The organism is Paraburkholderia sp. BR10872 (assembly GCF_040965835.1).
Taxonomy (GTDB): domain Bacteria; phylum Pseudomonadota; class Gammaproteobacteria; order Burkholderiales; family Burkholderiaceae; genus Paraburkholderia; species Paraburkholderia nodosa_A.
Window position 1 is genome coordinate 106208 of the sequence record NZ_JBFRCN010000015.1, and the last position, 22462, is coordinate 128669.

Below are 22462 nucleotides of genomic sequence, written 5' to 3' on the forward strand. Positions count from 1 at the left end.
AGGTGCCTCGCGTTGTGTGCCAAGGCGATATGCCTGCAATTGGATGGTGAGAGAAATTGTTGAAAGTGCGAGGCAGGGCGCATCAATTGGCAGATTTCAACAATTCTTCTCACCCACCTTCACCCCTCCTCCACCGACTCCTCCAGCGAATTTCAACAATTTTTCTCACCATGAAACGTCGGAATGCTTGCGCACGAACCGCCAATTCTGGCCCTTCCGTTGCTTCGTTCGATCTTTTTGTGTTGTTTTCCAATGGGTTAGTTGAAAATTTAAGAAACTTACTATCTGGAAGCGATTTTTCTAATGTTTTCGAGTATTCTACGCTTCGTCCCGATTTCCGGTGAAAGTGTAAAAACCATGTCTAAAGCCGAATTTCCCGCTATCACACGCAAGGTTCCCCTGGCGAAGATTGCCAAATTTGCGAAAAAACTGGACGGGCTGACGGCGGAGCTGCGCGAGCAAATCCTCACGCCGAGGCCGCGAAAGGCGCCGCCAAACTTTACGACTGCCGAAGTGGCAGACCTGTGCGGCTTGGACCGAACCAAGCTCCACTACCAAGCGACGCGGGAAGGAAGCGCGTTGCCGCCGGGCGTTGCGCACGGCACGGGCCGTAGCCGCCTGTTCACCTTGGCCGAGGCGCGTACCTACGTACAACAGTTGTCGGAAATCTATCAGTCGCCGCTCGTGACTGGTCGCGACGCCGACGGCAAGATTCTTCTGGTTGCCAACTTCAAGGGTGGGTCGACGAAGACAACGACGACGATGTGCATCTCGCAAGGGTTGTCGTTGCGCGGACGGAAGGTGCTCGTGGTTGACTTGGACCCGCAGGCCTCTCTGTCCGAACTCTGTGGACTCTATGCCGAGAACGAGGTCGACGAGGATTCGACCGTTCTGCCTTTTATCTATAACGAGGAGATGGAAGGCGGACTGGAATCTGCCATCAAGGAAACTTACTGGGACGGGCTGGATGTAATTCCCGCGCATCCATCGCTGTTCAGTGCTGAGTTCTTCATCCCCTCGATGCTTAAGACTCGCCCGAGCTATCAGTTTTGGGCAATCCTGCGCAAAGGCCTGGAGCCGCTGCGCAAGAAGTACGACTACATCATTCTGGACACAGCTCCCTCCCTCTCCTACCTTACATTGAACGCGCTGATGGCAGCTGATTCGATGGTGATGCCCTTGGTGCCGGAGAGCCTGGACTTCATCAGCTCGGTATCGTTCTGGGGGCTGTTTTCGGATATTGCCGCGAACTTCATGGAGAAGGAGTCAGACAAGGTCTACGACTTCATCTCCGTGATTCTGTCGAAGGTGGATACAAGCCCGACGTCGTCAGCACCCATCGTACGCTCGTGGACGCAACGCGCCTACGAAGACTGGCTGACCACCACCGAGATTCCCGCGAGTTCGGTGATGAGCAACGGCGCGCTCGCGCTCTCGACAGTGTTTGACCTCAGCAAATCCGACGGGGTCTCAAAGACGGTGCAGCGTGTACGCCAACCACTGGTTGAATACTGCAGGTGGATTGACAACATGTACATCGACGAATGGAGTCTCGCACAATGAGCAGTATTCGTGACCGTATGGCTCTCCAAACCGCCAACCTCCGGAAGACGTCCTCAATCTCTGACGATGAGATGGACGCGACCAAGCTCGCGGTCGAGAAGCCGAAGACAGGGCCTGGGATGGCAGGGGCGTTGGCAGCCGCACAACTCAAAATTCAAGAGTTGGAAGCGAGTGGTGGCCAGGCAACGATTCCTGTTGCGGAGGTTGTGCCTAATCCATGGCAACCGCGGCGGATCTTTGCCGAGGCCGAGCTTTCGGATCTTGCCGAGTCTATTCGCGAAAAGGGGTTGGTTCAGCCGGTGGCGGTGCGGCGCGTTGATTCCGTCTACCAGCTGGTCGCTGGCGAGCGGCGATTGCGTGCGCACAAGATGTTGGGCATGGAGCAAATCAAGGCGGTCATAGTCGACTGCTCTGATGAGGACATGGTTGTTCTTGCGTTGGTAGAGAACATCGGGCGGTCCAACCTAGCCGATTATGAAATTGCGATTTCGCTGCGTCGTGCGGAAGCAGAGTTTCCGAATCGAAAGCGGCTCGCCGAGTCCCTCGGTATGTCTCGCACCGGACTGTATCAGTTCTTGGCGTTCGACAAGCTGCCTGATTTCATTAAGGATCAATTGGACTTGCAGCCCGCGCTGCTTGGGTGCAATGCTGCAGAAGAAATTGTGTCGGCTATCAAAAAGCATGGCGCTGCCGGTTTGGCTGCGGCAAAGGACTTGTGGCCAGACGTTGTCAAAGGAGAAATTCTTCAGGGACGATATGCTGCCGCGATCGTAGCGCAGGCCACCCGTCAGGGTTCGAGAGCGGCGGCCCGCGAGCGGAGTATCGCGAAGTTCTTTTCGGGAAAGGAACAGGCCGGGAGCATTACGAAGGACGTGAACTCGTTCACCGTCAAAATCAAGACCGGGTCCCTTAGCGAAATTCAAGAGACTCGAATCCGGCAACTTATCAGCGAGCTTTACAGGGAAGAACCAAGCGCGCAGCAGTAATCGAACTTATTGGACAGAAGCCCGCAACTTTGCGGGTTTTTTTCGTCCCCAAAGCGATACGCCCGTAACACTAGAGTGTCGGCAATAAGGGAAGTTACAGGGAGCGCTCGGAGAGCGCGTGCCCGCGAGGTTTCGACGCGCTGAACCCGACATGGCCCCACGGCTCGGACGACGTCGTGCGGTGTCAGTAGTACCGACACTTCGGCCTTTCGTTCCGACCTGACCCGCACCGCACGTTGTACCTCGAACGGACGTCAAGGTGTCAGGATAGCGCCATGGCTCGGGCGACGTCGTGCGGTGTCAGTAGTACCGACACTTCGGTCTTTCGGTGCGGCTTGACCCGCGCTGCACGTTGTACCTCGAGCGGATGTCGAGGTGTCAGTATTACTGACACGCTGAACCTCCGGATAGCGGCCATGGCTCAGGCGACGTCGTGATGTGTCAGTAGTACCGACACTTTGGCGACCTGTGCTTACGCCAACTGCAGGTTAGGTGTTGCCTGAATGAGAACAGGCTTAAACGAGGCCTGCCTGTCTGAAAGACGTTCCGTCGAATGGACCATGTGACGGAAGAACACGCCAAGCAACTCGAACGCCAGTATCCATGGCCTCCAGTGTTCCCGTCATCCTGACTTGAGGTCGATCGCTAGGCGCGCCCACCTAGTGCATCGCCGTCCGCCAAACGCTAATTCAAAGCGCCGCCGCCGGCCCTTCGCCGGCACGGTGTCGGCGACGCCATGCGGGCCCGTGGAGCTTCTGGCTTGGCGTATCAGAGACCCGCCGGTTCAGCGCGCCGGCAACCTTGCATGATGTCGTTGAGACTGACCGGAGAAGGCGGTGCCGGCATTTACCGTGAGCCGTGCGAGGCGATCTGCAAGTCGTTAGCAGCCTGTTTTGCGCGGGGATGGTTGCGCGCAGCCGGCGGTCGGGGCGGCCGAGATGCCGCGGTTCAGTCTTGCCTGCGGTGTGCGGGTGCGAATCGTGGTGTCGGCCCGGAGATGATCGTTTGGCATGAGCAGGAAATATCATTCATCAAGCCTCCACGCCAGCATCAACTAATAACTTCTAGGTGGCGCGCACCGTCCGGCACCGCATCGACCACCAGCCGGCGGTCGAAGGTGCCCAAGGCGCCGTCATGCAGGCGCGCGATCGCGAGCAGGTACGTGTCGGTCACCTGGTCGGTCGCGAGGATGCGGCTCGCGTCGACGTGCTCCCGATCGAGCAGGCTCAGGCCGTTGGACCAAAAGATGTGGCCAGGATGAGCGCGCAGCTTTGCGACGAGTGGCGCGACCGCGGCCGACGTCTCAATTGCTTTCGGGTAGCGCGATGATGCGCACGCCGTTTTCGATCAACGGGCAGGTTGCCCACGCCGGGTGGTTGACCCGACCGAACCATTCGTGTGCAGCTTCGCGCTGTACGTGCCCGGCGTCGAGCAGCGCAATCAGTACGTTGATGTCAAGCAGATACGCCATCAGGGTGCCTCGTCGCGGCATCTGGTTGACGGGTTCGGGCGTGACGGAGCCGGCGGCGTGAGCATGGCAATACCGGCAGGCCGTCGCGCGTGGTGGTTGCGGCTGAAGGGCGCTGCAGCGCCGTGCGGGCGAGCTGCGAGATGACGCGGCCGATCGACACGTGCTCGCGGTCGGCGCGCGCGCGGGCGAGGGCGAGCACGTCGTCATCTATATCGAGGGTGGTTCGCATACAGGGGCCTCCGCAGATACCCGGTTGTTCCACACCCGTCAGGATCGTCCGGTTCGCATCAAGCATCAAACATCATTCAGGAGTCCTTCTGACTTGGGCTGCGTTCTCCGGTAATCTGCGATGAACGACAAAAACCGGTTGTTGAGATCCGCTCTAGGCGGCACTTTGCGAAACCCGATCGCGATGAGGGCCGAAGAAACCTAGGGAACCTTCAGGCGATAATAGGGCCAATCTGTCGTCCCCGTGAAACATTCCATGGCGCATGCCGTGTCGGCGAAAATCGTTGTCTGGCAAGGCTCGCACAGTGATCGCCGAGGAATGTTTCACGAAAAGCAGGGTGCCGGCGCGTGGCCCGTTCGCCATTCCGACCTTGACCGATGGGCGACAGTGCTTTTGTCCCCATTCGCCTGCACGTTGTAGCAAAAAGAACGTAATTTGTAGCGTTCCCGCGCGCCCATGTGTGGTGCATGATCGCTGGGTGGCGGTCTCCGGAAACTGCCGACGGGACGGGCGAACTTGCGGCGGCCGTCACATGACCCATTCCGGCAGCAGAACATTGGCCGGCGCGCGCCGTCGTCAGCGGTACTAGCCGCCTTGCCGGCGGCGTGAAAGACCGCGGGAGCAGTAGATATCCATTTCACATAATGAGAAACAGTTTGTAACCGTTCCACGATTTGAACAGGTTCTTCCTCAGACTATTCGTGTCGTTGAAGTCTTAGGGGAACCAGCGATGGCCTTGTCGAAATTGCAGAGAGCTGCCTTGGCTCCTAGTCGTCTGGCCGAAGTTTTGAGCGCCTACGCGGACCGCACTTTCACGTTCCCGCTTGTCGCGCTGGTGTTAATTGCGTCTATCTGGGCAGTTACCGTTCAACGTATTCACGACGAGGGTGAGCAGGCCCATACCGCCGCGGCCGTCACGAGTTCACGGCTGGCCAGCGCCTTCGCGGCGCACATCGCAAAAACTGTTCACGACGCCGATGTAGTCGTGCAGTGGGTCAGGTATGAGTACGAGCGTTCGCCGGCGACATTTTCGCTCTCCGACTACAAGCAGCGAGGGCTTGTCTCGGCCGATACAGCGTTACAGGTAACGATCGTCGACGCGGCGGGGCAGGTTGTGCAAACAACGACGCCGGACGCGCGCGCCGTGAACCTATCAGATCGGCTGCACTTCCGGGTTCATGAGAAAGGGAACATCGGGCTCTATATCAGCCAGCCAGTGCTCGGACGCGTTTCGTCACACTGGACCCTTCAGTTCACCCGCCGACTCAATCATCTTGACGGTACATTCGCAGGGGTGGTCGTTGTCTCAGAAGATCCAAATTTTCTGACTGACGGGTTCTACAACCTTGATGGCCTTGGCCTCCACGGGATGCTGACTGTGCTGTCCGACAACGGCTATTTGCTATCGCGACTGGCCGGTGGGGCGCCCGCGTCGCCCAATGGGCCACCCGCCTCGGCCTATTCGGCAATGACCGGAGCGAAGGGAAAGGTTGTTAAGGATCCGGTGGATGGCGTTCAGCGTGTAGTTTCATATCGCCATCTGTCTGCGTATCCCGTCTCAGTAGTCGCGGGCGTTTCGGCCGAGGACGCACTGGCTCCGTATCGCCGAGCCAAGGTGCTCTACTGTGCGATCGCCTCCTTTTTGAGCCTGTCGCTTTTGGCTGCTGCTGCTTGGCAGGTGGTAGTGACCTGTCGATTTCGGAAACTGGCCGAGACGGACTCACTAACTGGACTGCCGAATCGGCACCTCATGCTGCAAACCGCGCGCCGATGGATGCGCAATGAAGAACCAGGCATGGTAGGGCTCCTATACGTCGACCTGGATAACTTCAAGGTCATCAACGATACGTTGGGGCATAAGGTTGGGGACGACCTGTTGCGTAACGTTGCCTTTCGTCTTCAAGAGTGTGCGACATCAGAAGATTTGCTGGCGCGGATAGGTGGCGACGAGTTCGCGTACGTCCTGCGAGGCGAGCACGCACTCGCGCACGCCGAACGGATAGCTGTCGATATCATTCAGGCGTTCAAACGTGTATTCGTCATGCGTGGTCACGACTACACCGTCAACGTCAGCATCGGTATTGCCTTGCATAGCGATCCGGATGACAGCGAATTTGGACTACTGTCGAAAGCAGACCTGGCGATGTATGCGGCCAAAGAACGTGGTCGCCAGGGCGGGGAAAGTCGGTTTCATGTCTATACCCGTGACCTTTCGGATCGCGCGCTATCGCTGATCGAGCGACAGCAGGCGTTGCAATACGCAATCACCAATCGTGAATTTTTCGTGCTCTATCAACCGATTGTTAGCGTCGAAGGTACGCTACGCGGCGTAGAGGCGCTTGTCCGATGGAGGCATCCGCAGAAGGGCGTATTGAAACCCGACCAGTTCATCCCCCTCGCGGAATCCTCCAGTCTGATAGTGCAACTTGGTGAGTACGTCTTGCGGCAGGCGTGCCGCGAGTTCCAGGCCTGGCAGGAAGCGAGTGACAACCGGCTCTTTCTGTCGGTCAATGTGTCGCCGGTTCAACTCGCCCGGGGAGGGTTGGCGCACACCATCAAGGAATGCCTTAACGACAATCTGATGGATCCCGATGTACTCCAGCTCGAGATAACCGAAACGGCGGTGCTTTCCGGAAGCCGCGAACTGCGATCACGGCTTCAGGATATTCGCCGACTGGGCGTCAGGGTTGTGCTGGATGATTTTGGCACCGGTCAATCGTCGCTATCGCATCTGACCTCGCAGACCGTCGACGGTATCAAGGTCGACCGGCAATTCACCGAAGCGGCGCCGGGCCAGAAGATGGCAGCGGCCCTGGTTGAAAATCTTGTTCGGCTTGCGCGGGACGTCGGGCTATCGTTGGTGGTTGAAGGTGTCGAGACCCGGGAGCAGGCAGCATGGTTATCGCGTTTCAAGGACGTGTCACTTCAAGGATACCTTTATGGTCGTCCGGCACCGATCACTGAACTAACGGCAATGCTCAAGGTAGGTCAGTAATGTTCGGCTCGGTGGTCGAAAAGTTACCAAATGCTCGCGCGAACGTCGTGTATCAACGACGTGAGAGGGGCGGGTCGGATAGCGTCATTTTGCGCCTGCGGGATTATGGCGAGGGACGCTTGATCCTCGAGCGCGTGATCTCCCGTCCGGATGATGTGAGTCTTACGCTCCTTCTACCGCTGCGGGGCGAGCGGGCGCTGCAGGAATTTTCGGGCGCTGATCCGTGGGGCGACATTCTCGCGCCGGCCTACGATGCGATCAAGAGTGCGTGCCGACAGACGTTCAATGGGAGGAAGCGCCCGCCACGGCGCGTTCGATCCGTGAGCGTCGACGATGTGCTGGCAAGCATGCCTGCCTGCACCAATGAATACGATCTCGCAGCGCTGTTGGATGACCTTTCTAGTTCGCTTGGTGCTGAACAATACTGCATCACCTGGATCGATTTCGATAGTCGTGGCGACAGGGCGGAGCATCGGTATCTCGTCGGATGCGATCCTGCTTGGATGCAGAAGTACGTGTATCGATCGGGCTACATGAATGACCCATTGCTCGAATATGCGAAGCGAAACGCATCTCCGGTAACGACATCTGATCTTCAAAACGGAGCGACAGAACACTGGTTACTTCAGGAAGCGCAGGGCCATGGTTTGTACAGCATGCTCACGTGTCCAGTGCACGAGCCCGCGAGATCGACATTAACAATTCTGCAGGCAGCTGTCGGGGCGAACTGCGCCGATGGCGATGGGATCCTTTCGCGCAATCAGAACAGGTGGCGTAGCGCCGCTGGCGCCCTGTCGGACTGGCGGCTGAATCAGCTGCGCGAGTTTGCAGGACAGTTTCAACTCGTTGGTGAGGAGTTGACCGTGTTGCGTGCCTTATTGCATTGGAAGGACAGCTCTGCAGAGACGATCGCTACCGCACTGGATATGCGTGCGCGCCACGTCAGACAGGTCGTATACCCAAGGATTACTCGAAAAATGGGTGTCTCTCACATCAAGGAAGCGGTAGCACTTGCTTTTAAATGCGGATTGATTAACTAAACAATTGGTCGCGCATATAGGGTTATCACATTTTTCAGGTGTTGGGAATAGAAAATAGAAAGTGGAATTTACGCAGGCTTGTCGGCTAAATTGACTCCAAGTTTGCGAGCCGGTTCTTCTATTCCTGACGATGAAAACTACGATTCTCGCTCGATCCGTTTGCTTCGCGGTAGCGTGCCTGCTGGTCGCTGGTGAGTCACGCGCAGCTCTCGGAGATAAGCAAGTGTACTGGTCGATGGTCACGTCATACCCTGAGGACACCGTATCAGGCCACGGTCTTCGCTCGTTCGCCGAACACGTCGCAACGGAAACGCAAGGTTACATAGCGCCGCACATCCAGTATCGGACAAGCAGGCGCGCGGCACAGCTGGTCGACGACGTACGAGCGGGCGATGTCGACGCAGCAGACATCTTCGGTGGCAATCTGGCCGCCCTCGATCCGCTGTTCGAACTGTCAACGTTGCCATTTCTTGCGCGTAGCGAAGCGGACGCGAAAGCATTGGCGTGCATTGCGGAGCCAGCCTATCGTCGCGTGCTTGCGAAAGTCGGTTTGCATCTGCTGGTGGTGTCGCCCTGGCCGCCCACGGGGCTCTGGTCGCTCACGCCTCTCAAGAACGCGAGCGATATCACGCATCTGAAAGTTCGTACCTATGACGAAACGTCGGCGACCGTGCTGGGCAACGTGGGTGCACAGGCGGCCAGTTTGCCTATGGAGCAGGTCAAGTCGTTAGTTGGCGAGGGTGGTATCAATGCAGTGCTGTCTTCCGGGGACGGATCGGTCGGTAACACCCTCGCCGGCATACTTCCGAATTTCGCTGCAGTTCGATACGCCTTCCCGGTTTCGTTTCTTGTGATGAGCGAGAGCCGCTTCAAAGCGCAGTCGGCCCAGCGGCAGCGGCAAATCACAGCTGCTGCTCGTGGTGTGCAGAGTGCGGAATGGCAAGCACTTCCTGAACGGATGGCGATCAACTATGCGCACATGAGGAATAACGGCGTGGTCATCGAGGATCCGATTTCGCCAGAGCTGCGCGCGACGCTGCAGAACGAAGGCCGGGCTAGGGCGCGCGAGTGGCTGGGTAGGGTGGGGCCAGCTGGTCAGGCCATTCTTGATGCCTACATTAATCGTCAGACTGCTCCGGCCGGCACTGGGTGCCGGCCGGGAGTGGTGGAAACACTCGACGCGGCGGTCTGGGATGAATAAACGAGCCAGGATTGTTTTCGTTGTCGCGGCAGCGAGGTGTGCAACTCGAGGAATGAGGTGGTTGGTGATGGTGCGATTTCGGTTGATACGCACTGCGAAAGTACTGTAAGAGTTGATGTGAGGGAAGAAATGAATGCAAAGTCAATCGATCTGAACGTCGATCTCGGCGAAGGGTTTGAGCATGACTTCGAGCTGATCAAGCTCGCGAGTTCGGTCAACATCGCCTGCGGCTGGCATGCTGGCGACCCTCTGACGATGCGACGGGTCACAACAGAGGCGATTCGACAAGGCGTCGCAATTGGAGCGCACCCGAGCTTTCCTGATCGCGAGAACTTCGGCCGCGCACCGATGTACCTACCGGCTGACGAAGTTTATGCCGGCGTGCAGTATCAAGTGGGTGCGTTGGCGGCTGTCGTGGCGGGCCTCAACGGCCGCCTGGTGCACGTGAAGCCTCATGGGGCACTCTACAACATGGCTGAGGTAAACGACGAGCTCGCCGTCGCCATCGTGCAGGCGATAAAAGACTACGACCCGGGGCTGCTTATCTACGGACTCGCTGGTGGTCTGCTCGTCCGCCTGGCCCGTGAAGCGGGATTGCTTGCAGTTGACGAAGGCTTTGCTGATCGCGCATACACCCCGGAAGGCAAGCTTGTGCCGCGATCGCAGGCGAATGCCGTGTTGGATAGCGATGTAGCGGCGTGTCAGCAGGCGCTGGGCATGGTGCGTGATGGCCGGATCAAGGCAATCGATGGCCGCTGCATCAAAATTCAGCCAGGGACACTGTGCCTTCACGGGGACGGTGCCCACGCTGTGGCGTTTGCGAACCAGATCGGCGATGCCTTACGCGACGCCTGCATTGCTGTCAGGGCGCCGCAGACTACGCGGCACGTTTCGGAGCACGCGTGAAAAGCGAGGTCGCCTAAAAGGCGAGATCGATTGCTTTCTTGACGAGCAACTGATCGACCTGACCGGAGTCGGCGGCACTTTGGTAAATGAGGGCGACCAGTTTGGACTTTTTCTCTGTGTCGATGGGACGCTTTTCAAGCGCGATATCGACCGAGACGAGGACGCGGCACAGCATATGTTCATCGACAGCGCCGTGGCGCATCACACGGGTTCCCGTCACCAGGTACAGAATGTCGAAGCCGCGCTGAGCGAGAGCCGCCAGATAGCCGACATCAGGCAGACGCACGCCCTGTTCGTAGTTGAATTGCGCACGACGACTGACGCCGGAAATTGCATGCATCTCGCCTTGGGAAAATCCGAGCCGTTCGCGTTCCGCAATAAGTCGCGAGCCAAAGGTTTCTGGCATAAATGTTCTTAAAATTGACAAGTGGCACAAACGTGCCTATATTCTGCAAATGTGATCAAACTTGCTCAGTATAGAGGGGCTTGAATGGCACTCAAAACCCTGGAAGAGGTTCGGCATGAATTCGATCGATGCGGCGTCCCGGTATCAAGCTGAGGGAATCAACGCAGACGCCGCCCAATCTATCGTAAGCGGAGTGTTGCCGGAACGGTCCAAAGGCAAGTTGAGGACATGCTCATTGTGCGGCCGCCCGTATCTGACGCAGTACCACCGGAAAGGGAGGGGTAGGCGACGGTGAGCAACTAAAGCGGCGACTTCAAGCGGGCTTCGTTGCTGAAGCTGACGGCACGAACTACGGTCCGTGCATCGCGGCAAACGCGCACGGCCTTCGCTGTTGCCATTGAGTGATCTCCATCGAATGAGAGTGCAGTGCGAATCTTCAGTCGCTATATATAAAGCAGTCCTACTTATATGATAAGGAAACCTGAGTGAGGTCTGTGCGCCAGTCGAAATGGTGTGTGCAGCTCATCCGTATGCGCATCGCACGTCGAAATCGCAACTCGCCGCTTCTTCGACCAGCCAATGCACGAGTTGGCCTGTCGCGGCTTCGTTCGCGTGTGTGATGCTGGACAGGAGAGATAGCAGGAAGGGCTCCCCGGGCCGATGGCGTGCCCGTGGGAACTGACCACATCGGAGGGCACGGAAATGGGCGCAGTTTTCGGGTTGATTCAAAAGGGCGTGTGCGCACTGCTGCTGTTCGTGGCGGTGACGTCTTTCCTTGGCTTCGCGTACTGGTTGGTTGAGCGGCATTCATCGCCGCGTGATCTGTTTGCGGTGGCGATCGTGGGTTTGGGTTGGGCCGCGATCGGCTGCGTTGCCTACAGGCGCGGTTGGCCGCGCGAGAAGCGAGGGGGGTGAGCCATGCGGAACCTCTTTGGAGATCGTCTTGTAAAACGGGGCTCAATTGGCCTGTTGCAGCTGGGCGTGCTCGCCGATTGGGGCTGCGGCGGTCCGGGCTGGCTTCTCGAACACTACGTACGCTGGGTCGACCAGCGGATGCAGGGGCTGTCGCTATCGGCCATTGTTCCGGCCGCTCTCGACTCGGGCATGGGCGGTACGGCTGCAAAGCGGGTGACGCCCCAACTGCCTGCGGTCGCGGTTGCCGTCGCTGTAGGCGTCGCGCGTCGGCTCAGGCGCGACCGAGGCGCCACATGAAAGCCCGCCTCGTGTTTGGGCCCGCAACGGAGCGGTCATGATGCCAGTCGACTTCGCGATGCTCGCGCAGCAATGCGCCCCGGCCGTCTATCCGACCACCCTGCAGGCGCTCGTCAGAGCCGAATCCGGTTTCAATCCCTTCGCCATCGGCGTGGTCGGCGGCCACCTGGTGCGCCAACCGCGCAACCGCGACGAGGCGGTGGCGACCGTGCGCGCGCTTGAGGCGGCTGGCTGGAACTACAGCATGGGCCTGGCCCAGGTCAATCGCGCGAACCTGCGGATCTATGGCCTTACCCCTGAAACCGCGTTCGATCCGTGCGCGAACCTGCGGGCGGGCGGCGCCATCCTCGCCGAATGCTACACCCGCGCGGCCGCCGGCGGACGCGTGCCGCAGGATGCCGTGCGTGCGGCGCTTAGCTGTTACTACAGCGGCAATTTCACGCGCGGCTTCAAACCGGATGTGGGTGGCACGAGTTATGTCCAGCGCGTGGCTGCGAACGTCCCCGATAGCGAAGCCAGCGCTGCTGTCGTGCCGCCGATCGCTGTCGTACCGGAGGGCAAGGCACCCGTTGTGCATACAGCATCGCGCGCAGTAGTGCACCCGGCCCGTGTGCGGCGGGCCGATGACTCAGTGAGCACCGACACCGGGGCCGAGCACGCCCAACAGGTCAATCACCATCCAGCCTGGGACGCCCTGGGCGATTTTTGACGGAGCAGGCAGATGAAGAAGATTCTTCTCGAACCCTTGACCGGCCGTGCCGCGGCTTTGGTGCGTTTGCGTGGCAGGAATGCCGGGCGCATCGGCGCCGTGGTCATGTCGATGGCCGCCCGCGGAGCCCGGGCGGGCGGTGGCCTGGCAGCGGGCACGTCGGCGGCCAACACCTTCACGCTATGGTTTTACGGATTCTGTGGCGTGATGGCTGGTTCGTATCTGCTGTGGGTTGGGGTCCAGTGCTGGTCCAACAAGGCCGACTGGATTCATGACTTCGGCGGCGGCATCGCGAAGGTGGCCGGCGTGGGTTCGGCACTCGTGCTCGCCGGCTGGGCTTTCGGACTCTTCGCCTGAATCACCATGGAAGACGAACGCACGCTGTACCCCTCCTACGCGGGTCTTAACCGTACCGCGATGATCGGCGGCGTCCCGATGTTTCCGGCGCTGATCATCGGCTGTACATCGCTGATCACCAGTATGGTCGGTGGGTTCGTGCTCGGTCCCGGTGGTCTGTTGATAGGCTCGGCTGGTGTGCCCGTCTTCCTGTTTTTCCGGCATGTCTGCGAGACAGATGACCAGGCACTGCGCCTGACGTGGCTGGAATTTCGCTGCTGGCTGGACCGCCGTCGTGTGTCGGTATTCGGCAGGACATACACGCTCGCACCGATGCGGTATGGCCGCGACCTGAACGTGTACACCCGCTCGTTTTCGCGCGGCCGGGACCTTGAGCGCTTCGAGGCGCTGCGTCAGCGCCTGCTTGCGCAGGCAGAGGAGGACGAAGATGAATGACCGCAAGCCTGCGCACAATCCTGCGCTGTCAACAGATGGCGCTGCCAGTGCGTGCACGCCTATTGTGGGCTACGCCATGACGGCTGGTGCTCCCGGTTCGGGCAAGACAATGTATGACGTGTTTCGCCGGCTCGCGGAGGAGCGCCGTCGCATTTGCGGCGCGGACGACATGCCGTACGCGGGAGACGAAGCATGCGCGTGACCAACGAACTGAACCGGCTTGTTACGTCCGCGGAGGACAAGCTGCCGCGCATCGGCCGTCCGGTGTCGGAAACGGTGACAAGCGTCGACAACGGCGGCGCCTTCCTGGTGATGCGCGTGAACGGCGTGCCGTTCGAATCGGTGAGCCGTGGCGAGATCGAAGCACGCTACGACGGCTGGAACCGTCAGCTGGCCGCGATGACGCTGGAGAAAGGTAATCGCCTGTCGCTGTGGACCACGTTTCGTCGGCGCAGCATCTCGTTCGGCGACGAGTACCGCTTCTACAATCCGTTCATCCAGCAGGCCGTCGACAAATACCTGCGGCGTTTCCGCAGGCACGATCACTTCGAGAACAGTTTCTACATCACCGCGATCCTGCAGGGCGACGACCTGGACGAGACGGTGCGCGAGCTCGAGGAGCTGGGCGAGGGACTGATGAAGGCTATCGTTGCCTACGATCCTCAACTGCTCGAAGCATACGGGCACAACGGCATCCTGTTCTCGGAGGCGTATCAGTTCATTGGCGAACTCGTGAATGGCGTCGACGAGCGCGTGCCGGTCACGCAGGCCACCGGACGCGACCTGATCCCGACGTCGCACCTGCACTTCCACTGCGACACGGTTGAGATCCGCACCGATCGCTCAACCCGGTTCGCGGTCTGCTACGACCTGAAGGATTTTCCGAAGGCCGGCTGGGGGCAGACGAATCCGCTGCTGTCGCTGCCCGTCGAATTCACCTTCACGCAGAGCCTGGGCTGTCTGAGCACTGCCGAAGCGATGAAGGCGATCGAAGACCAGATCAATCACCTGAGGTCGGTCGAGGACAAGGCGAAACACCAGATCAAGGAACTGGAGGATGCGGTGGCGCTGATCGCCGGTCGGGATCTCGCATTCGGCGACTATCACGGGGCGCTCGTCGTGTACGGCGACACGCCGGAGAAGGCCATCAGCAACGGCGCGTACGTAACCAGTCGGGCGCTGAACGATTGCGGTTTCAAGTTCGTGAAGGCGACGGCATCGGCACCGTTCACGTACATGAGCCAGGTGCCGGGATTCAGGACGAAGCCGCGGCCGATGCCGAAATCGACCCGCAGTCTCGCATCGTCGTTTTCGATGCATACCTATTCGGCCGGCAAGGCACGCGGCAATCCGCTCGGCGATGGCTCGGCCCTCATGCCGGTGCAGACCGTTGCGAAAAGCCTGTTCAGCCTGAACTGTCACGCTTCGCGCCTGGATGAGGACAGCGTGGGCGAGAAGGTTGCCGGCCACACGCTTATTCTCGGCTCGACCGGCACGGGCAAGACCACCCTCGAGACGATGCTGCTCGCCTTCCTCGAGCGGTTCGACCCGAAGATCTTCGCGCTCGATCTCGATCAGGGTCTGCGGATCTTCCTCGAGGAGATGGGAGCTGTCTACTACACGCTGCGCGAAGGCGAGCCGACCGGTCTTGCGCCGTTTGGCCTGCCCGAGACGAAGCGCAACCTCGCGCACCTTTACGACCTGGTGGGTGCCTGCTGCCGCGACGAGAACGGCAAGCTCAGTGCTGACGACCAGCGGCAGATCAAGCACGCGGTCGACACGGTCATGAAGCTCGAGAACATCGAGCACAGAACCTTCAGCCGCCTGCTGGAGTCGATCCCGGATACGGGCGACGAGAACGGCCTGTGGGTCCGTCTTAGCCAGTGGTGTGGTGCAACTAACGGTCGATTCTCGTGGGCGCTGGACAACATACCGGATGCGTTGACGAACATTGCCGAGGTGCGCCGGATCGGTTTCGACGTCACTGACTTCCTGAAGAAAGACTATGCCGCCACGGAGCCGGTGCTTGCACACCTGCTGTACCTCAAGGACCAGATGCAGAAGAGGGGCGGACTGCTCGCAACGGTGATTGCCGAATTCTGGCTGCCGGCCAGCTACCCCACCACGCAGGAGCTGATCCGCAAGTCGCTCAAGACGGGCCGCAAGGCAGACGAATTCCTGATCCTGGATTCGCAGTCGCCGGAGGACGCAATCCAGTGTCCGGTGTTCGCCGAGGTCCGCGACCTGACGGCGACAAAGATCTATCTGCCGAACCCGGACGCGACGCGCGACGGTTACAAGCTCCTGAACCTGACCGACCGCGAATTCGACACGCTCAAGAGGCTGTCGAAGGAGTCCCGCACGTTCCTGATCAAGCAGAGCAACCAGTCGGCGTTTGCAACACTGGACCTGGGCGGCATGAACGACGAGATCGCGGTGCTTTCCAGCAGTCTGGACAACGTTGCGATCTGGGAAGAATGCACGCGCGACGCACATGGCGACACGGACCTGCGAATGCAGCTGTTCCAGGCACGCCGCAAGGGCAAACGCGATCGAAAGCACGAGGCCGAGGTTGTTGAGGAAACCGAATGACGACGACACACGATCTTCAGCGCTCGTCGTCGATCGAGCCAGCGACGGGCGAACATCCTAGCAGTCCAGCTTGGGAGCGCGACGATGAAAATTATTCGCAATTTGACGGGCGCCGCATTGATCGTGGCCACATTCACGATGCAGGCAGCGCAAGCGCAGGGTGTCCCGGTGATCGACCTGCAGGCGATCGCGCAGGCGATCTCGACTGTCAAAGAGCTGGAGCAGCAATACAGCCTGCTCTCTGACCAGTACCAGTCGACGATCGGCAATCGCGGCCTAGGAAACATCTTCAATGACCCGTCGCTGCGCAACTACCTGCCGGATCAGTGGCAGTCGGTCTACGACGAAGTGAAGAGCGGACAGTTGAACGGAATCAGCGGCCTCGCCAGCAGTATCGAGAGCCAGGAGGGGATGACCGCGTACACGCCCGGGCAGCAACGTCTGAACGATACTCTGGCCGCCAACAAGGCAATGGCGATGCGCTCGTATCAGGCGTCGATCGACCGGCTGACGAACATCCAGCAGCTGATGCAGCAGTCAAACCTCACGCAGGATCCGGCGGCGAACGCCGATTTGCAAAACCGGTGGGCGGCAGAGAACTCGTCGATCAACGCGGAAAAGATGCGCCTCGATCTCGCGGCGCGACTTCAGGATGCGGAGAAGGATTTCGCGCAACAGGCTGCCCATAACGACATGCAGCAACGGCTGAACGGCGACGACGACGCCGATCAATAACGCGGAGTGCGATCGTGCAACTGCAAATCTTTACCGAAATGTTCAACTCGTTCGATCAGAACGTGCTGAACACGATCAATACCGGCTCGGCCCGGATGATCTCACTCATCAGTCCGCTGGTCGCTGCCTGCTTTAGTCTCTATGTCCTGCTCGTACTCGTGTCGTACTGGCGTGGCCACAACGACAGCCCGATATCCGACTTCCTGCTGAAGATGGCAGGGTGGGCGGCTGTGCTCACGCTCGGGATGAATATCAGCTATTACAGCGAGTACGTGGTGCCGTTCTTCAATGGCCTCGGGGACGATCTAAGTAGTGCCTTGATGGGTGGCAACAGCCTGAGTAGTGGGCTCGATACGCTGTTGAATCTCTATATATCCGCTATCAAGAGCATGTACAACGGATTAGGCGTTACTGATGTTGGTCTATTCGTCGAGGTTTCAGTGCTCGCACTCTGCATCCTCCTAGTTGGTGTGCCATTTCTTGCTATTGCTGCGGCCTACATCATCCTTGCGAAGTTCGCACTTGGATTGCTGCTTGCGCTAGGGCCTGCGTTCATCGTTGCGGCGCTGTTTCCTGCCACGCGGCAATTTTTCCAAAACTGGGTTGGGCAATGCCTGAACTATGGTCTGCTCGTTGCGCTGTTCGGTGCCGTGGGTGCAATCGAGGTGAGTTTTATGACCTCGGTGCTGCCGAAGAACTTCAGTGTCAGCGATGTCATGCTGACCTACACCATTGAGGGAAAGATTATCGCTGCAGGGCTGGTGTTCATCGTGGTGTCGCTGAGCATGCCGTCACTTGCATCGCAATTGGCAGGTGGCGTAGGTATCTCATCGATGGTCGGTAAGATCGGCAACGCGGCCAGTGGAGCCATGAGGGCGATGAAGCTGATGGGTGGTTCCAGAGGTGACGCATCGTCAGCGTCCACTAACTCAATCGGCCGCGCCTGATCTTGACTACTACCAGGAGGAATCGATGAGGGCCATCGGGTTTATGACTGCGGCAGTTGTGGTCATTGTTTCATTGACACAATTCGGTTGCGGTAAGCATGACGGCAACGAATTTGTGGGCACATGGAAACGCGTCAGCCAGAACGGCTGGTTCGAAGTGAACATTGCTCGGAATGGTGATGGAGACGACTTCTACGTTTCACACAAGGTTCCCAATCTCGGTGCCGATGGCGAAGCGGATAAATGGAAAATCGTGCGGGAACCAGCAGTAGCGCAGGACGGAAAGATGGTTGTAAGTGGTGGGGTTCCGTACGTCATCACGATCGACAAGGCAACTGGACATCTTGTTGTTCCCGGTGCCGAGTTTGAACGCTCGAAGTAAATGATGCGCCGTCCGTCGGAGCAGCCAGCGACGGCGGACACTACACCCCGATCGGAGATTGACGTGAAATTAGTCGTCGTGCTTTTCGGCGCCGCGCTGCTTGCTGCGTGCTCGTCGGCGCCAAAGCCGACCCAACCTGAGGGGCCGTGGATGCCTGTCAACCATGCGACACAGGGGAGTGCGCCATGAAATGGATGCCATGGAAGCCGGCGCGGGTGCAGGCTGAGCCAGTCGCGGTTGCCGTCGACGGCAATTGCGCGGCCGCGCTGCAGCACATTGCGGCAAAACTCGCCGACGCCGAGCCGCGCGAGATGGCGCGGATGTATTTCAGGGAAGCGCTCTCGTTCGAGAAGTCCCGGCAGCAGCTGCAGGAAAACATGACGAAGATTGCATGGCGCGTTGCGGGCGGGGCCATGTTCATCGCACTTATCTCTATTCTTGGCTCGTCAGCCTTAGTACAACTAAAGAGACCGTCACCACCCGTGATTATTAAGGATAACACCGCGACCGGCGACGTGCAGGTGATTGATGTCGCGCACAGTGGATCCGTGACGTTCGGTGAACTCGAGGTGCGGGCAGCACTGCGCACGTATGTGAAGCTACGTGAGAAGTACGACTGGTACACGATCCAGGACGCGTACGACACCGTGACGCTGATGAACTCACCACGCGAGCAGGCGTTGTACGCGGCGCTCTACAACCGCAAGAACTCGCCGCAAAACGTGCTCACCGACAAATATCGCGTGATTGTGCGCCCAGGTGCAATTACGTTCGTCGGATCCACCGCACAGGTGTTCTTCTCGAAGACGATGCTTTCGCTGCCGTCGCAGGGCGGCTCGACGTCACCGCCGCCTAAAACCGAATACTGGGTCGCGACGATCACCTACGATATAGGCGATCTGCCGACCCGCAGCGACGAACAGGAGCTCAATCCAACGGGCTTTCGTGTCACCAGCTACTCGGTTGACCGCGACTGGACGCGCAGCACCGCAGACGGCGCGACACTGATGCCGTCCGCGGCCACATCGTCCCAGTCGGCACCGTCGAGTATGTCGTTGAGTGCACCGGCCGGAGGGGCCAATCCATGACCATCCGGTTCCCGAAAGCGCTTACTGCAGCGTCGATCGCTGCCGCGCTATTCGGCATGTGGCTACCGGCTGTCGCCGAAGTCGTGCCCGGTGCATGCGGCAGCGACCGGCACATTGCGTGCGCCGTGTATGACCCGAATGAGACGTACCGGATCGCCTATCGCCCGGGCGAGGCGACTGTCCTCGTCTTCGAGAAAGGCGAAAAGATCGACGGCGGCGGCATGGGCGACGGCAAGGCATGGACGGCTGGCCCAGCCGGCAACGGCTTCTTCTTCAAGCCGAAGGCACCGCAGGCGGCCACCAACCTGATTCTGCTCACGAACAGACGTCGCTATGTGCTCAAGCTGGTCCCGGTCAGGAGGCACGAGGAAGCAGTCTGGTCGCTGACCTTCGATTATCCGGACACGCGTGCAAAGGCGTCGGCGGCGGCCGCGGTGCGCTCGGCCGAAGCGCGGGCACTGCTGGCGCAGACCGTCAGCGCGTCTGGCGTGGGCAACTTCAATTACGACATGCATGGTGATACGACACTCGCGCCAACGGCGCTGTGGGATGACGGCCGCTTTACCTACTTCGAGTTCAGTACGAGCCGCGACCTGCCGCAGATCTATCGCGTGTACGGGGACGGCAAGGAAGCGCTCGTCAATCCTGATGACGTGCGCGGCCCCGTGCTGGTGGTGCACGACACGGCGCAGCGCTTCAACCTGCGCCTGGGGGACGCCGTACTCGGCATTCGCAACAATGCATACCGGCCAGACGGCCAGCTGAACCCGACAGGCACGACGATTCCGGGCACGGTGCGGCTCGTGAAGCAAAAGGAGGCGGGCGGTGAGTGACGATATCAATCTGAGCGGTCCGAACCCGGCGAACCCGACCCCGGTCGAGCCCGCCGGCATAGGCGAGCGCGGGGTGCCGGGTGTTGGCCGTACGAAGCGCAAGAGCCCGTTCCGGATGTTACCGATCGTCATTGGGATGGTGCTGGTCCTGCTGTTCGGTGCGATCGCAGTGGGTGTCGCGATCAAACGGTGGTCGGCGCAGCATCACGCCGAGTCCGAGGCGGCAAGGGCGGAAGCGGCAAAGGACAAGCCGTCAGATGACCGGCACGACTTTGCGCGCGACAAGGCAAAGATCGAAAAGCAGCGGGCAGAGGAAGCGGCGATGGCGTCGGAAGCGGCTGTAGCAAGCGCGGCGCTTGCTACACCTGCGCATGCGAACGCAGCCAGTGCAGTGAATGGAAACGGCGCCGCTGCAGCGACGGCGGCCAGCGCCGCCGAGACGCCGGCGCAACGCAAGCTCGATGGCGACGTGCTGCTCACATCAAAGGATGAGAGGACGACCGACGCGGCAGCCCCTGGTGGCACGCCCGGGTTGACCGGTTCGCATGCCGGATTCGCGAAGGATGGACTGGACAGCAAGCTGCAGCCATCGAAGCTGGAAACGGTGAAGGCGGAACTGATGCCGTCGCGAGACTTCCTGCTGATTGCGGGGACGACGATCCCGTGCGTGCAGGGTGCGGAGATCGTGACCGACTACCCGGGCATGACCAACTGCCACGTGGCGAAAGATGTGTACTCGGCGAACGGCAAGGTGCTGCTGGTCGAGCGTGGCTCCGAGGTCGTGGGCGAGCAGCGGCAGGCGCTGATGCAGGGTCAGGCGCGGATCTTCGTGATCTGGACGCGGCTGACGACGCCTGATGGCGTAAAGGTGCAACTCGATTCGCCGGCGGCCGATGCGCTCGGCGGCAGTGGCCTGCCGGCCTACGTCGACAACCACTTCTGGACGCGGTTTGGCGGCGCCATGATGGTCAGCCTGATCAGCGATGCCGGTCAGGCGCTGTCGACACTGGCCGCGAACTCGGGCAGTAGCGGCATCCAGTTTAACAACACCACGAATGCCGGTGGTGAGGTAGCGGCCGAAGCACTGCGCAACACCATCAACGTGCCGCCGACCGCGTATTCGCAGTACGGGTCGATGACGACGATCTTCGTTGCGCGCGATGTGGACTTCTCCGACGTGTACGAACTGGCGACGCCTTGATTCATTTAATTCGAGGTGCTTATGAGTATGCAATACGACGACAGTCTTACGGTACGCAGTCACCTCAAGACACTCGGCATCGCCGCAATGCTGGCGATGCCCGGCGTCACTGAGTTTGCGGTTAACCGTCCGTATGAAGGCTGGACCGAAACGCTCGACGGCTGGCAGCGCCATGATCTTCCGAATGCGTCGCTGGAAATGCTGAACCAGTTTGCACCGGCTCTGGCCATCTACAACAAGGCGAAGCCGCCGCTATCGGCGGCCGAGCCGGAGAAGCCGGTGCGCCTGCCCGACGGGGAGCGCGGCCAGATCGTGATTCCACCGGCGTGCGAGCCGGGCACTGTGTCGCTGACGATTCGCGTGCCGAATTCAACGCGCCTTTCGGTACAGCAGTGGTCGGATGCCGGGCGGTTCGCCAGGTTCCGTGATGTGGTCCGGGGCGGACCCGGCGGTAGTAGCGCAATGACGCCGGGCGAGATCGACGCTGCGGCGGCACGGGCAGGCTCAGAGGGCATGGACGTCAGTCGTGCCACTGCGGTGTTCAATCCGTCCCGGGCGCTGGGCGCCTATGGCCTGGCGCGCTTCCAGCATGAGATGCTCGACGCGCTCGCGCAGCGCGATGTCGTGCGGTTTCTGAGGCTGGCCATCCTGAACCGGCTGAACATCGTGCTCGTGGGCGGCACGGGCTCCGGCAAGACCACGCTGATGAAGGCGCTGGCGGACCTGATCCCGATCATTCCGCGCGAGGCGCGTCTGGCGACGATCGAGGATACCCACGAGCTGCCGTTGCCACTGCATCGAAATCACGTTCACCTCTTCTACAGCGAGGCGGTTCCAGCGCGACGCCTGGTGAAGGCGACGTTGCGCATGAAATGCGATCGCGTGCTGCTTGCGGAGTTGCGCGGCGACGAGACCTGGGACTACCTGACGCTGCTCAACACCGGACACCAGGGCGGGTTGACGACGGTGCACGCGAACGACTCGATCGCGACGCTCACGCGCATCGCCACGCTGGTCAAGCAAAGCCCGGTCGGGCAGACGCTCCCGTTCGATTACCTGATGCGCGAGATCCGCATGACGGTCGACGTGGTGCTGTTTATGGAGAACCGGGACCTGACAGAAATCTGGTTCGATCCGGTCAGTAAAAACAGGCTGCTGCGAGGTGATGCATGAG

General features: G+C 59.9%; 22 protein-coding genes. 19 read left to right on the forward strand and 3 right to left on the reverse strand.

Annotation, left to right across the window (positions count from 1 at the left end; translation table 11 throughout):
• The first annotated feature begins 357 nt into the window (after positions 1-357).
• Complete coding sequence (locus AB4Y43_RS14630) at positions 358-1563, forward strand: ParA family protein (protein ID WP_069268410.1); 1206 nt, start codon at positions 358-360, stop codon at positions 1561-1563.
• Entirely contained in the window at positions 1560-2549 is a 990-nt protein-coding gene (locus tag AB4Y43_RS14635) for a ParB/RepB/Spo0J family partition protein (protein ID WP_069268387.1), read from the forward strand. The genes AB4Y43_RS14630 and AB4Y43_RS14635 overlap by 4 nt, the downstream gene beginning before the upstream one ends.
• Before the next feature lie 1050 nt (positions 2550-3599).
• Here the strand turns inward: AB4Y43_RS14635 and AB4Y43_RS14640 are convergent.
• The gene (locus AB4Y43_RS14640) at positions 3600-3722 is read right to left on the reverse strand and encodes a hypothetical protein (protein ID WP_368618989.1); all 123 of its coding nucleotides are present in this window, start codon (positions 3720-3722) and stop codon (positions 3600-3602) included.
• Positions 3723-3852: 130 nt separating this feature from the next.
• Positions 3853-4020: a hypothetical protein gene (locus AB4Y43_RS14645; RefSeq protein WP_342922164.1), complete on the reverse strand. Its 168-nt coding sequence runs from the start codon at positions 4018-4020 to the stop codon at positions 3853-3855.
• A gap of 959 nt (positions 4021-4979) precedes the next feature.
• Here AB4Y43_RS14645 and AB4Y43_RS14650 point away from each other — a divergent pair.
• The 4 genes from AB4Y43_RS14650 (at position 4980) to pxpA (ending at position 10391) form a co-directional block, all read left to right on the forward strand.
• A complete protein-coding gene (locus tag AB4Y43_RS14650; protein ID WP_368728079.1) occupies positions 4980-7244 on the forward strand; it encodes an EAL domain-containing protein in 2265 nt (754 codons plus the stop codon).
• Positions 7244-8284 carry an autoinducer binding domain-containing protein gene (locus tag AB4Y43_RS14655; protein WP_069268385.1) on the forward strand — a complete coding sequence of 347 codons (1041 nt, stop codon included), beginning with the start codon at positions 7244-7246 and terminating at the stop codon, positions 8282-8284. The genes AB4Y43_RS14650 and AB4Y43_RS14655 overlap by 1 nt, the downstream gene beginning before the upstream one ends.
• Before the next feature lie 223 nt (positions 8285-8507).
• On the forward strand, positions 8508-9485 hold the full coding sequence (dctP, locus tag AB4Y43_RS14660; protein WP_342922162.1) for a TRAP transporter substrate-binding protein DctP: 978 nt from the start codon (positions 8508-8510) through the stop codon (positions 9483-9485).
• A gap of 129 nt (positions 9486-9614) precedes the next feature.
• A complete protein-coding gene (gene pxpA / locus AB4Y43_RS14665) occupies positions 9615-10391 on the forward strand; it encodes a 5-oxoprolinase subunit PxpA (RefSeq protein ID WP_368618992.1) in 777 nt (258 codons plus the stop codon).
• A 13-nt stretch (positions 10392-10404) separates the two neighbouring features.
• Here pxpA and AB4Y43_RS14670 read toward each other — a convergent pair whose 3' ends face one another.
• Positions 10405-10797, reverse strand: coding sequence for a helix-turn-helix domain-containing protein (locus tag AB4Y43_RS14670; RefSeq protein WP_069268382.1), 393 nt, complete (start codon positions 10795-10797; stop codon positions 10405-10407).
• A gap of 702 nt (positions 10798-11499) precedes the next feature.
• On the opposite strand from AB4Y43_RS14670, the gene AB4Y43_RS14675 reads away from it, so the two are divergent.
• The 13 genes from AB4Y43_RS14675 (at position 11500) to AB4Y43_RS14735 (ending at position 22461) form a co-directional block, all read left to right on the forward strand.
• On the forward strand, positions 11500-11712 hold the full coding sequence (locus AB4Y43_RS14675) for a hypothetical protein (RefSeq protein ID WP_141710878.1): 213 nt from the start codon (positions 11500-11502) through the stop codon (positions 11710-11712).
• Between the two features lie 334 nt (positions 11713-12046).
• On the forward strand, positions 12047-12718 hold the full coding sequence (locus AB4Y43_RS14680) for a lytic transglycosylase domain-containing protein (RefSeq protein WP_069268379.1): 672 nt from the start codon (positions 12047-12049) through the stop codon (positions 12716-12718).
• A gap of 12 nt (positions 12719-12730) precedes the next feature.
• Complete coding sequence (locus AB4Y43_RS14685) at positions 12731-13075, forward strand: hypothetical protein (RefSeq protein WP_028215745.1); 345 nt, start codon at positions 12731-12733, stop codon at positions 13073-13075.
• A 6-nt stretch (positions 13076-13081) separates the two neighbouring features.
• Positions 13082-13510 (forward strand): VirB3 family type IV secretion system protein, encoded by a 429-nt coding sequence (locus AB4Y43_RS14690; RefSeq protein WP_069268378.1) that lies wholly within the window; start codon positions 13082-13084, stop codon positions 13508-13510.
• Complete coding sequence (locus tag AB4Y43_RS14695) at positions 13503-13712, forward strand: hypothetical protein (RefSeq protein ID WP_069268377.1); 210 nt, start codon at positions 13503-13505, stop codon at positions 13710-13712. Before AB4Y43_RS14690 ends, AB4Y43_RS14695 begins: the two co-directional genes overlap by 8 nt.
• On the forward strand, positions 13703-16102 hold the full coding sequence (locus AB4Y43_RS14700; protein WP_368728080.1) for a transporter: 2400 nt from the start codon (positions 13703-13705) through the stop codon (positions 16100-16102). The genes AB4Y43_RS14695 and AB4Y43_RS14700 overlap by 10 nt, the downstream gene beginning before the upstream one ends.
• A 123-nt stretch (positions 16103-16225) precedes the next feature.
• Positions 16226-16837, forward strand: coding sequence for a type IV secretion system protein (locus tag AB4Y43_RS14705; RefSeq protein ID WP_368619013.1), 612 nt, complete (start codon positions 16226-16228; stop codon positions 16835-16837).
• Between the two features lie 14 nt (positions 16838-16851).
• Positions 16852-17784, forward strand: a complete 933-nt coding sequence (locus tag AB4Y43_RS14710; protein ID WP_368618994.1) for a type IV secretion system protein — start codon at positions 16852-16854, stop codon at positions 17782-17784.
• Positions 17785-17809: 25 nt separating this feature from the next.
• Positions 17810-18166: a hypothetical protein gene (locus AB4Y43_RS14715; protein ID WP_368618995.1), complete on the forward strand. Its 357-nt coding sequence runs from the start codon at positions 17810-17812 to the stop codon at positions 18164-18166.
• Positions 18167-18351: 185 nt separating this feature from the next.
• A complete protein-coding gene (locus AB4Y43_RS14720) occupies positions 18352-19254 on the forward strand; it encodes a virB8 family protein (protein ID WP_368728081.1) in 903 nt (300 codons plus the stop codon).
• Positions 19251-20087, forward strand: a complete 837-nt coding sequence (locus tag AB4Y43_RS14725; RefSeq protein WP_069268372.1) for a TrbG/VirB9 family P-type conjugative transfer protein — start codon at positions 19251-19253, stop codon at positions 20085-20087. The genes AB4Y43_RS14720 and AB4Y43_RS14725 overlap by 4 nt, the downstream gene beginning before the upstream one ends.
• A gap of 115 nt (positions 20088-20202) precedes the next feature.
• A complete protein-coding gene (gene virB10, locus AB4Y43_RS14730; RefSeq protein ID WP_368618997.1) occupies positions 20203-21288 on the forward strand; it encodes a type IV secretion system protein VirB10 in 1086 nt (361 codons plus the stop codon).
• A 21-nt stretch (positions 21289-21309) separates the two neighbouring features.
• A complete protein-coding gene (locus AB4Y43_RS14735; protein ID WP_368618998.1) occupies positions 21310-22461 on the forward strand; it encodes an ATPase, T2SS/T4P/T4SS family in 1152 nt (383 codons plus the stop codon).
• Position 22462 lies beyond the last annotated feature (1 nt).

Bases quoted from the DNA above. Each gene is read 5' to 3' on its own strand.
- AB4Y43_RS14720 (WP_368728081.1), top strand. From the start codon at position 18,352: ATGAAATGGATGCCATGGAAGCCGGCGCGGGTGCAGGCTGAGCCAGTC.
- AB4Y43_RS14670 (WP_069268382.1), bottom strand. From the start codon at position 10,797: ATGCCAGAAACCTTTGGCTCGCGACTTATTGCGGAACGCGAACGGCTC.
- AB4Y43_RS14680 (WP_069268379.1), top strand. From the start codon at position 12,047: ATGATGCCAGTCGACTTCGCGATGCTCGCGCAGCAATGCGCCCCGGCC.
- AB4Y43_RS14690 (WP_069268378.1), top strand. From the start codon at position 13,082: ATGGAAGACGAACGCACGCTGTACCCCTCCTACGCGGGTCTTAACCGT.
- virB10 (WP_368618997.1), top strand. From the start codon at position 20,203: ATGTTACCGATCGTCATTGGGATGGTGCTGGTCCTGCTGTTCGGTGCG.
- AB4Y43_RS14655 (WP_069268385.1), top strand. From the start codon at position 7,244: ATGTTCGGCTCGGTGGTCGAAAAGTTACCAAATGCTCGCGCGAACGTC.
- AB4Y43_RS14725 (WP_069268372.1), top strand. From the start codon at position 19,251: ATGACCATCCGGTTCCCGAAAGCGCTTACTGCAGCGTCGATCGCTGCC.
- pxpA (WP_368618992.1), top strand. From the start codon at position 9,615: ATGAATGCAAAGTCAATCGATCTGAACGTCGATCTCGGCGAAGGGTTT.
- AB4Y43_RS14675 (WP_141710878.1), top strand. From the start codon at position 11,500: ATGGGCGCAGTTTTCGGGTTGATTCAAAAGGGCGTGTGCGCACTGCTG.
- AB4Y43_RS14645 (WP_342922164.1), bottom strand. From the start codon at position 4,020: ATGGCGTATCTGCTTGACATCAACGTACTGATTGCGCTGCTCGACGCC.
- AB4Y43_RS14715 (WP_368618995.1), top strand. From the start codon at position 17,810: ATGAGGGCCATCGGGTTTATGACTGCGGCAGTTGTGGTCATTGTTTCA.
- AB4Y43_RS14635 (WP_069268387.1), top strand. From the start codon at position 1,560: ATGAGCAGTATTCGTGACCGTATGGCTCTCCAAACCGCCAACCTCCGG.
- AB4Y43_RS14695 (WP_069268377.1), top strand. From the start codon at position 13,503: ATGAATGACCGCAAGCCTGCGCACAATCCTGCGCTGTCAACAGATGGC.
- AB4Y43_RS14650 (WP_368728079.1), top strand. From the start codon at position 4,980: ATGGCCTTGTCGAAATTGCAGAGAGCTGCCTTGGCTCCTAGTCGTCTG.
- AB4Y43_RS14735 (WP_368618998.1), top strand. From the start codon at position 21,310: ATGAGTATGCAATACGACGACAGTCTTACGGTACGCAGTCACCTCAAG.
- AB4Y43_RS14700 (WP_368728080.1), top strand. From the start codon at position 13,703: ATGCGCGTGACCAACGAACTGAACCGGCTTGTTACGTCCGCGGAGGAC.
- AB4Y43_RS14685 (WP_028215745.1), top strand. From the start codon at position 12,731: ATGAAGAAGATTCTTCTCGAACCCTTGACCGGCCGTGCCGCGGCTTTG.
- AB4Y43_RS14630 (WP_069268410.1), top strand. From the start codon at position 358: ATGTCTAAAGCCGAATTTCCCGCTATCACACGCAAGGTTCCCCTGGCG.